The 7,889-nt window shown below is 51.9% G+C and carries 8 protein-coding genes; 2 read left to right on the top strand and 6 right to left on the bottom strand.

Going from position 1 to position 7,889, the window contains the following annotated elements; translation table 11 throughout:
* Positions 1 to 227 precede the first annotated feature (227 nt).
* The 3 genes from HCN83_RS16275 to HCN83_RS16265 all read right to left on the bottom strand — a co-directional run bounded on the left by HCN83_RS16275 (position 228) and on the right by HCN83_RS16265 (position 2,669).
* A complete protein-coding gene (locus HCN83_RS16275; RefSeq protein ID WP_168009206.1) occupies positions 228 to 413 on the bottom strand; it encodes a hypothetical protein in 186 nt (61 codons plus the stop codon).
* A gap of 219 nt (positions 414 to 632) precedes the next feature.
* A complete protein-coding gene (locus tag HCN83_RS16270) occupies positions 633 to 1,388 on the bottom strand; it encodes an alpha/beta hydrolase (RefSeq protein WP_168009204.1) in 756 nt (251 codons plus the stop codon).
* 66 nt (positions 1,389 to 1,454) lie between these two features.
* On the bottom strand, positions 1,455 to 2,669 hold the full coding sequence (locus HCN83_RS16265; RefSeq protein WP_168009202.1) for an MFS transporter: 1,215 nt from the start codon (positions 2,667 to 2,669) through the stop codon (positions 1,455 to 1,457).
* 117 nt (positions 2,670 to 2,786) lie between these two features.
* Here HCN83_RS16265 and HCN83_RS16260 point away from each other — a divergent pair, with 117 nt between their 5' ends.
* Complete coding sequence (locus HCN83_RS16260; RefSeq protein ID WP_168009212.1) at positions 2,787 to 3,671, top strand: LysR family transcriptional regulator; 885 nt, start codon at positions 2,787 to 2,789, stop codon at positions 3,669 to 3,671.
* A gap of 47 nt (positions 3,672 to 3,718) precedes the next feature.
* On the top strand, positions 3,719 to 4,375 hold the full coding sequence (locus HCN83_RS16255; protein WP_168009200.1) for an SDR family NAD(P)-dependent oxidoreductase: 657 nt from the start codon (positions 3,719 to 3,721) through the stop codon (positions 4,373 to 4,375).
* A gap of 58 nt (positions 4,376 to 4,433) precedes the next feature.
* On the opposite strand, the gene HCN83_RS16250 is transcribed toward HCN83_RS16255, so the two are convergent.
* From HCN83_RS16250 to HCN83_RS16240, 3 genes are all read right to left on the bottom strand, one after another.
* A complete protein-coding gene (locus HCN83_RS16250; protein ID WP_246238278.1) occupies positions 4,434 to 5,435 on the bottom strand; it encodes a D-alanyl-D-alanine carboxypeptidase family protein in 1,002 nt (333 codons plus the stop codon).
* A 162-nt stretch (positions 5,436 to 5,597) separates the two neighbouring features.
* The gene (locus HCN83_RS16245; protein ID WP_168009198.1) at positions 5,598 to 6,311 is read right to left on the bottom strand and encodes an NlpC/P60 family protein; all 714 of its coding nucleotides are present in this window, start codon (positions 6,309 to 6,311) and stop codon (positions 5,598 to 5,600) included.
* Positions 6,312 to 6,782: 471 nt separating this feature from the next.
* Positions 6,783 to 7,775: an NAD(P)-dependent alcohol dehydrogenase gene (locus HCN83_RS16240; RefSeq protein WP_168009196.1), complete on the bottom strand. Its 993-nt coding sequence runs from the start codon at positions 7,773 to 7,775 to the stop codon at positions 6,783 to 6,785.
* Positions 7,776 to 7,889: the final 114 nt, after the last annotated feature.

The raw sequence follows: 7,889 nt of genomic DNA, 5'->3' as shown, positions 1-7,889 counted from the left end.
AAAGTAATTTCAGGTGAATAACCTTGCATCTGCCTGCATCTGCGGACACTCGCTTTCCGGAGGGAACGGCCTCAGCTAACCGCTTCTTCCTTTCGTCAGAAGCGCTGGATCTTCGCCTCGTTCTGATCCTCTCGGAGTCGAGTTCCTCCGATTTGGCAGCTGGCAGTCCGGTTGAAACGCCTGGTGAGCCTTCACACGAGCTTGTTCTATAAGGATGGAACCTTTCGTTAGGCAATGCTTCGATGTCGAATAGGGATGTACGTCAACGTATCCACCACAAAAAGCCCCAGCGTCAGCGATCGGGACGTTTTTTCTCCATCAAACAAATCCATTTCCCCTTCGTGTCCGGCGGGGACGCCTGTGGAATCAGCGCAGCCTGAAGATTCCGTGCCGTTCAGATCTGCGAACGGCATCAACGCACGAGCGGAGCCGGACTGGGTCTTGAAGGCTTCTTGTAAGAAGCCTGTGTCCGAGTGAAGCCGTGCCTTTCTTCTCTTCATACAGGGGTTTACCCTGAGAAATAGCTGAAGCCCAGCCCACGGCAGGCTCGGTAAACAGAGGGGAAATACAATCAACCGAATACTCATGTAAGCTGATTGACTTTGTCAACAGCCTGAAGCCTTTGGAATCTTTCATTCCAAAGGCTCTTTCCAGTCCAGCGTATCGAGAAATGCTTCAATATCTTGAAACAGTGCTTCTTTTTCGCGCCCGACTGTAATTAAATGACCGGAATCTTTGTAAAAGGACAGCTTCTTTTGCGCGGACCCGGCTTCTCGTTCGATAATCGGCGCGCTTTCCAAGTAAAGCGGCTCATCCCGTTCGCCTTGAATCACGTAAAGCGGCGCTTCAATGTCCCCGAGTTCTTCTCTCACCCCGGTAATCATCTGCTGCAGCGGCTCCAGAAAAGGCATCGGGTGCTGTTCCAGCTGCGCTTGCGCAGTTTCTGCCTCTTCCTGAGTGAGTCCGGTAACTCGATTATATTCGTTTGCATAGTAAGTAACGCGGCGACGGAGGCTTTCCATGCTTTTTTCCAAAATCGGTGCACTCATCGAAACGAGTCCTTTCAGCTCCAGCTCTGCTCCCGCCCGCAATGTAAACAACCCACCGAGCGATACGCCTGCACAGGCAATTTCCTCGTATCCTTCCTCCTGCAGCCAGGCATAGCCTTGGAGAACGTCCTGCCACCAGTCATCGGGGTTAGTATCTATCAACGTCTCGGCCTGCATACCGTGTCCGCGGTAGATGGGCGCGTGACACGTGTATCCAGCTTTATGCAGATGCCTTCCGAGCCGGCGCACATCTGCCGGATTGCCGGTAAAGCCGTGCAGCAGCAAAACGGCACGCTTTCCTGCCTTCATCGTAAATGCTTTCGGTCTGACAAGCTTCATAACTACCTCCTGCTCTTCTCTTCATCGCTCTTAATTATAGTAGAGAACCGCAGCAAGATCGACTGATCAGGCTCTGGATGGCACACGTACTTTCTCTTTCACAGAGGTCAGCCGAACCAGCAGCAGAGCCAGCAGCACAGCTGTCAGAAGAAAGGCGAGCGTCAGTCCCGCAAGTCCCGGCCAGCCTCCTCCCGACCAAATCAAGCCGCCGAGCGGTCCTGCTGCTGTCGATCCTCCGTAATACAGGAAGAGATAGATCGAAGAAGCCTGTGATTTATTCGTCGCTGCCAGCTGACTGACCCAGCCGCTCGCAACCGAATGGCTGATAAAAAAGCCAAACGTAAACACACCGATGCCGATTATTTTAACGACTGCATCGGGCACAAGCGTCAGCGCCGTCCCGCCTGCTGCGAGCAGCAAATTCCCGATTAAAACCTGCTGCCTGCCGAAACGGTCGAGCAGGCGTCCTGTGAGTACAGAGCTGAACATCCCGACGATCATAATGAGAAACAGCCAGCCGACCAGCGTCTGCGACATGCTGTAAGGCTCCTGCATGAGCTCATAGCCAATGAACGTAAACAGTGCCGTGTTGCTCCCGAGCAGCATAAAGCCCATGAGAAACAAACAAATCATAGCAGGCTGCTGCAAGTGATACAGCATGCCCTTCCCCAGCGCCGCCGGATCCGCCTGCTTTGCTTTGAAGTGCTGCGACTCCGGAAGGCTTTTCCAGAACAGGACAGCCGCTGCAATGCTGATCAGGCCTGTGCCTGCAATAGCTGTTTCCCAGCCGAACATCCCCCCGGTAACGCCGGAAAAAACGCGCCCAAACACGGCTCCTGCTGCGTTCCCGCTAATATAGAGTCCCATCGCTGCTCCGAGGCTCCCTGGTTCGATCTCTTCTCCTAAATACGCCATCGCAACGGCGGGAAGGCCGGCAAGCGCAACGCCGGTGAGCGTCCGCATCGCGACAATTTCCGTGTAGCCTGGCATAAAAGCAGTTAGAAAGCAGAGAATCGATGCGGCAAACATGGTGATCACCATCAGCCGCTTTCGGCCGTACACTTCTGAAATGGTCCCAAATACGAGCATCGCCGCAGCAAGTGCGATCGTCGTACCGGAAAGTGCCCAGCTTGCAGCTGCCGGTGACACATCAAACGCGGCAGATAGCTCCGGCATCAGCGGCTGCACACAGTATAAAATCGCAAACGTATTAAATCCAGCCGCAAAAAATGCGGCTGCTGTTTTCGTGAATGTCGTTGTCCCCCTGCGAATTTTCGGCATGTTCATCCCTCCTGCCTGCTTTTTCCATCGTAGCATGCAATATTCATGCTGTATAATGCATGATAATCATGTTATTCATGTCTAATTTACATAAGGAGGCTGATGGTATTGGATGATATGCAGCTTCGCTATTTTATTGCAGCCGCAGAGCGTGAGCATTTGACGAAGGCGGCAGCGTTTTTATCAGTCACCCAGCCGGCGCTGAGCCGTGCCATTTCCCGTCTCGAGGACGAGCTTGGGTCACCGCTGTTTGACCGGCGCGGACGTTCGATCTATCTTAACCGCTTTGGGAAGCAATTTTTAATCCGGGCCCGCCGGATTGTACAGGAACTGGACACGGCAAAACAGGAGGCCGAAGAGCTTCAGGCGCCGGACATGGGCCGAATTTCCGTCGGCTTCCTGCACACGCTCAGCACCGGGCTCATGCCGGAGCTGCTTGCTGTTTATAAGGAGAAATATCCGAACGTATCGTTTGCGCTTGGCCAGGGGCCATCCCACACCTTGCTGTCTCAGCTTGAAGAGGGCATTTTCGATCTTTGTCTGACCGTCCAGCCTGAAAATCCGTCTTCTGTCGACTGGCAGCCTTTATGGAAGGAAGAGTTGTACATCACGCTCCCGGACGGTCACCCGCTGGCTTCTGAAACTCATCTGCGCCTGTCGGATATTCAGGAAGAAGCGTTCATTCATTTAAAGGAAGGATATTCGCTGCGGCGGTCCGTAGAGCGTCTGTTTCGTGAAGCAGGACTGCCGCTTACGCCTGCGTTTGAGGGAGATGAAGCGGATACTGCCGCAGGTTTAGTCGGAGCCGGTCTTGGCGTGTCGATTCTTCCAAAGCAGCCGACTGCCAGGACACTGCGAATCGTACAGGTGCCCATTCAGCCTTCCGGCGCGTCGCGCACAATCGGTCTGTCCAGAATGCGCCGCTCCCAGCTGTCCCCGGCCGCAGAAGCGTTTGCGGATTATGCTGCTAAACATCTGGGCCGACACGTTAAAGACCGCTGAAACGGGTATAGAGCAGTAAAGAAAATAATAGAGAGAGGAGCTTCGCTATGGGAACGAAAACAGTCGTGATTGTCGGGGCAGGAACCGGTATCGGTTTTCACACAGCAGAACGTTTTGGGAAAGCAGGCTTTCACGTTATGCTGACGGCACGAAACCGGGGAAGGCTTGAGCAGCTGAGCAGTGATCTGCAGGAAAAGGGCATTGATGCCTCGCACATGGTGATGGATGCTGCAAGCGAACCTGCAGTCAAACGGGTTGCAGATACGCTGAAGGAGCAGGAAACAGAAATTGAAGCGGTGCTGTTTAATGCAGTTGGCGGCACGCCGGAAGTTCCGTCGCAGCTGTCGACATCGATTGTGATGCAGGATCTGCAGGTCAGCATCGGAGGCATGCTTCACGTTTTTCAGCACCTGCGGCCGCTTTTCACCGACCAGGCTACTTTTCTCGTCACCGGTGGAGCCTTCTCCCTCGAACCGTACGCTCCATTTGCTTCCTTATCGCTGAACAAAGCAGCTCAGCGCAACCTGACACGGTCGCTGCACGATGAAATGGAGGAGCACGGTCTGTTCGTTGGCACGATTACGATTGCTGGCATGGTGAAGGAGGGAACGTTTTTCGCACCGGATAAAATTGCCGATGCAATCTACAGCTTTTATGAAAAGCGCCCTGCGTTCGAGACTATTTACAAAGAGCCGAGTGCCTAGTTTCTGTATAATAAAAAAAGAGCCGGTTCAGGCAGCTTACGCCTGATCCGGCCCTTCTTTATTGAAGCTGTTCTGGCGGATCCTGCAGCATTTCTTCGAGCAGGATATCCCCATTCCATTTTTTCAAACGAACGCTGCCATAGCCGCTGACGTCAACCGCAATGGTTAAAGGAAGCTTCTGCTGATTCAGCTCCGCGGCAGAGGCGCGTGGCAGAAGCCCGATGCCACGCTTTTTAGACTGGTGGAAACCGTAGTCAAGCAGTGCCTCTGTATCCTGATACATGATATCCGACGTCGGCGCTTTCAGGGTTACGGCGATGAGACTCGTTCCATCCCTTTCCGCCGTCGTCACCAGCGTGAATCCTGACTGGGAAACAAACCCGTTTTTCAAACCAGTTACCCCGGCATAGTTTCCGAGCAGAAGATGGTGGTTGTAAATCGTTGTTTCCCATCCTTCTCCTTCCCAGTCAAGCTCTCTCGTGCCGGCGATTTCCATAAACTCATCGTTTTTCATCGCATATTGAGCAATGGCAGCCATATCCTCAGCAGTTGTATAGTGGTCCGGATGGTAAAGACCGTGCGGATTTTGGAACTGCGTATTCACCGCTCCTGCTTTTTCACGAACGAAGTCTGTCATCTTTTCGGCAAAGGCCTCTTCACTGCCGGCCAGATGCTCCGCGATGACCGTCCCGGCATCGTTTCCGGAATTAATGACAAGCCCTTCAACGAGCTGACGAAGCTCCATTTCCTCATCTTCAAGCAGAAAAACGCTCGTCCCATCCGTTTCCACTGCGTTCTCACTGACAACCGCTGTTTCAGATAAGTCTGCTTCTTCCACAGCCAGCAGACCGGAGACGATCTTCGTGATGCTTGCAGGATACATGCGTTCGGAGGCGTTCTTTTCATAAAGAACTTCTCCAGTTCCGGCATCCATAAGAAAAGCGGATTCACTTTCGATCCGGGGCGCCTCCCCATACGCTGACACCTGCCCGCCTCCGATCAGGAGCAGACTTGCTGCAGCAATGACTGCTCCTGGCATTTTCCATGTCTGTCTCTTCATCTTCTATCACCTTTTTCAGCATCTATTGTTGGAAGGAAGTAGTAGTTGATTTGAAATTCTTTCCTGCTCTACTACACGAAAGTGTTCGTTGAAAAAAAGAAGCACGGCCTGCTGCGATATCCGCAGGTAGCACCGTGCTGGTAAAACAATCATACGTGTTTATTAGAAGCTGCGTGCTCCGATGTACGCGCTGCTCCAGTAAGGGTTGCTGCTCAGGTTGGAAATCGTTACACCTGTAGAAGCTCCGGAGTGAATGAACTCGTTGTTTCCGAGGTAGATTCCTGAATGGGAAGGACCTGTACGAGTTTCAAAGAATACGATGTCTCCCGGCTGCGGGTTGGACACCGGTGTACCTGCGCTCCACATTTGAGCAACTGTACGCGGCAGGCTTTCACCGTGCTGGTTGAAAACGTAGTTGATGAATCCGCTGCAGTCAAATCCGGACGGGCTCATGCCTCCCCAGACATAAGGGCTTCCGATCAGGCTGCGTGCAGTTGAAATCATAGCGCTTGCATCACTTGAAGAGCTTGTTCCCGCTACCTGTGTGTTGCTTGTAGAAGACGTGCTGCTTGAAGAAGAAGCACTGCTTCCGTCTGCAAGACCCAGGGAAGACTGTGTAGCAGGACCAGCTACTCCGTAAAAGTTACCGGCTGGGCTGGAAATGCCGTTTGAAAGCTGGTAACGCTGTACTGCTGCAAGCGTCAGCGGACCAAATACGCCATCGACGTTTGATGCATTGTTGTACCCTTCGTCAGCAAGCGTCTGCTGAAGTTCACGGACATCCCCGCCGCGATCTCCCATGCTCATTGCATCTGTTACAGTTGGTGCTGCAAAAATTGCTCCTGCTACTGCGAGGCTCATTACTAGTTTTTTCATAAGTTCTCTCTCCCACTTTCTCAAATAAATTAGTTTTTGTTTTTTATGTTTTTTTCTCTCTAATGTTTTCTCTCAACGTGTTTAATCGTACACAATATCGGGTAACATGTATAGATTTATCTCCAAATGTCAATAAACTTAAAACGACCTGTTACACTTTGTAATATTTTATGCAAAAAAAGAACGCTTTTTGATATTCCTTCAAAGCGCTCACGGCGGTAATTAAACGATGTCATGACATCGTTTTCAGAATATTATGTGTAATATTTTCGTAACAATAAAACGTGTAACGTTTCGTTTTGTTACATTTACAAGAGATTTTTTCGCATATTGCAGGAAGTGACGTCTACCTTCTCCCTTTATGAGCTAACGCAGTGTGCTCTGCTCATGCAGCCGGAACGCTTACCTCAACAAAAAACAGCTGCCCCTTTTCCACTCGGGACAGCTCTTTTTCACGTATCATATGATTAATTAAGCTGGCGTCAACGCAGCATTTCCGCGGACATCAAGAATGACCGGTCCCCGTCTTTTCTCTGTTTCCACGTATCGGTGAGCCTCCGCAGCTTCTGAGAGTGCAAAGATCCGGTCGGTCACCGGCCGGATCCGTTTTTCCCGTACAAGCTCCGCTAAATAGCGGAGGTCCTGCTGTACGTCGGCCGGCTTTCGAAGACCTGTAGCGGCAAAGACAGCCTTAGGCCCGGTGCGGAAGCGGCTGGTCAGCATACGGTATAGAACATTCAGCTTCAAATCAGCTGTCATGTAGCGGCCTTGCTTTGCCAAAAACGGACGCACTTCAGAAAATGAATAGGTTCCGGGAATATCAAACATAATGTCATATGCCATGCCTTCAGGAGCCGGTCCGCAGCTGTAATCATGAATGTTATCGACGCCGAGATTTTGCAAAAAAACGCTGTTTCTTCCGGCAGCAGACGCTGTCACCTCCGCTCCAAATAGATGCACAAGCTGTACTGCATAGACACCTACTCCTCCGGCTGCACCGTTCATCCAGATTTTTTTACCTGATGATACTTGTGCTTGATCACGAATGAACGGAAGTGCCGTCAGTCCGCCGTAGCTGAGCGAAGCAGCTTCAGCGTAACTCATGTCATCGGGGATAAAGGCGCATGCTGAATCTGCACGAATCACCATATACTCTGCATGGGCACCAAACTGCGTTGAGGATGACCCAAATACGTGCATGCCGCTTCGCCACTCCTTCACCCTGTCACCTGTCTTGACGATGACACCGGCAAACGTATCTCCCGGTACACGCTTCGGCCGCTTGACTCCTGTAAATATACGGACAGCAGCCGGTTTGCCCGCACGGAACGCACAGTCCGGCGGAGTTACGACCGCTGCCTCCACACGGATCAGCAGTTCATTCTCTTGGGGAACCGGCTCGGTCTCCTCTTTTATGCGAATGTTCTCCGGCCCTCCGTATGCTGCAACTCGCACTGCTCTCATATCCGGTCCCTCCCTCTTTCCTCTATCATACGCCTGGCAGGCGGAAAGGGGTACGGCAGCGTTTTGTCAAAATTGGAGTTTATTTGTTGCTGCGGTGGAGAGCGCTGTGATAAA

This window comes from Alkalicoccus luteus (genome assembly GCF_012034335.1).
GTDB classification, from domain to species: Bacteria; Bacillota; Bacilli; order Bacillales; family Salisediminibacteriaceae; genus Alkalicoccus; species Alkalicoccus luteus_A.
Note: the sequence above shows the minus strand (reverse complement) of the source record. Positions and strands in the feature narration are given on the sequence as shown.

Coding starts and splice junctions, on each gene's coding strand:
- HCN83_RS16275 (WP_168009206.1), bottom strand. CDS start 413: ATGCCGTTCGCAGATCTGAACGGCACGGAATCTTCAGGCTGCGCTGAT.
- HCN83_RS16270 (WP_168009204.1), bottom strand. CDS start 1,388: ATGAAGCTTGTCAGACCGAAAGCATTTACGATGAAGGCAGGAAAGCGT.
- HCN83_RS16265 (WP_168009202.1), bottom strand. CDS start 2,669: ATGCCGAAAATTCGCAGGGGGACAACGACATTCACGAAAACAGCAGCC.
- HCN83_RS16260 (WP_168009212.1), top strand. CDS start 2,787: ATGCAGCTTCGCTATTTTATTGCAGCCGCAGAGCGTGAGCATTTGACG.
- HCN83_RS16255 (WP_168009200.1), top strand. CDS start 3,719: ATGGGAACGAAAACAGTCGTGATTGTCGGGGCAGGAACCGGTATCGGT.
- HCN83_RS16250 (WP_246238278.1), bottom strand. CDS start 5,435: ATGAAGAGACAGACATGGAAAATGCCAGGAGCAGTCATTGCTGCAGCA.
- HCN83_RS16245 (WP_168009198.1), bottom strand. CDS start 6,311: ATGAAAAAACTAGTAATGAGCCTCGCAGTAGCAGGAGCAATTTTTGCA.
- HCN83_RS16240 (WP_168009196.1), bottom strand. CDS start 7,775: ATGAGAGCAGTGCGAGTTGCAGCATACGGAGGGCCGGAGAACATTCGC.